At 59.3% G+C, this 1,470-nt stretch carries 1 pseudogene; it reads right to left on the bottom strand.

The annotated features are described in order from the left end of the window. A pseudogene (locus tag ACZRKZ_RS27715) lies at window positions 1-1,312 on the bottom strand (type IV secretion protein Rhs); the annotation flags it as partial. Between the last annotated feature and the right edge of the window lie 158 nt (window positions 1,313-1,470).

Here is a 1,470-nt window from a genome sequence, read left to right as displayed (position 1 = left end):
GCAGAAGCCCGTCCAGCTCGCCATCGGTGAGGGTCAGCAGTTCCTCACCGGTAACCATCGACACCGGGCAACCGTTGGTGGCGGTTTTATCGGCACTGGTCGCGGCATCGCCGTTAGGGTTTTTCGCAGAAGAGGGCACATCGTCGACAGGCTCCTGCCTCACCAGCGATGTACGTGCTGTCTTCGGCTCTCGCACCATCGGTGCCGGATTCGAAGCCTCATCCGCGCCTACCTTCAGCGGCACACTCGCGGCCTTGACCGGTACCGCATGACTCTTAAGCGCTACCGGCTTAAGCACCTCGGCATGCTCATCCATCCGGGCCGTGCCGCCCAACCTGGCCATCTGTTCCAGCCACTTCCGCGCACGGCCGGATTTGACCTTGCCCAGCACCTGCGTGCCCATGCGTACCGCCACGCCCATACCGCCGATGGCCCGCAGCAAAAGCAGATTGAGCAGCACCTCGGCGGTGATTTCGCTCAGCAACTCAATCATGTAATGCGGCGGCAGCATGCGCATCCAACTGACCATCGCCGACAGGTAGATGAACAGCAGCGGCTCATCGCTCAGGATCAGCAGGCCGTTGGCAATCGCCTCGTTGCTCAGTTGCAGCAGTGCCTCAAGCTCGGTTTGCGACAGGTACTGCAGCAGCTTTTCGCTGTTGGGCTTGACGTCTGCCAACCATTTGTACAATTGCGCAATACCGTCCCAGAGACCGTAAAGCACGTTTCCAAATCCCTGCGCATACGCCAGTTGCAGCGAGGTGTAACGCTCGACAACACCGGCCTTGGAGTAGCTCTCCCATATCGGTTTGAACGTGTCCGCCCACTCACCGCGCAAGCTGCCTTCCAGCAAGCTGATCTGCGCCTGATAGGACGCATACAGCGCCTTGACGTGATCCCTGGAAACGTTGGGATAAAAGCTGACCCGATACTGCTGGTCACGGGTGCACTCAGTGACTTCAAGAATGCCGCTGGGGCCGATGGTTTTATGGATGGGGTCGCCGAGCGGTCCACCGTCCCTGGAGACCATTTGCAGCATCACCGGCGTATTACCAATCGGCACAAAGCGAGCACTTTGGAACATGTGCACCAGCGACAATGAACCACTGGCCTTGCACATGGCGACGGTGCTGCTGGGAAGGAGAGAACGGGTAACGGGCGTCACCAGCGCGACCTCATCCCCCACCTTGAACACCTGGTCGACATCCAGCGCCGAAAAGCTCCAGAAGCTCTCGGCCCACTCGTCATAGGTGTTAAGGCATTGCCTGAAGTCGCTGAGGACCGAATCGACGTCGCGCGTCTTCGAGTCCATCGCCGCCAGGACCATAAAGCCAATGGCGGGATTCAAAAGGCAGGCCCATTGGGTAGGGCGTCAATTGGAAAAAGCATCGGCGTTCCCTCGCGCTGAGTGATCAGGCGAGAGACTTTGCAGAGGTTTACAAGGCTGGGGAGTAGAGGTTATCTGGCCGC

It is taken from the genome of Pseudomonas sp. c313, assembly GCF_055407145.1.
The sequence above is the reverse complement of the archived record's forward strand: the minus strand, read 5'-3'. Positions and strand labels throughout refer to the sequence as shown.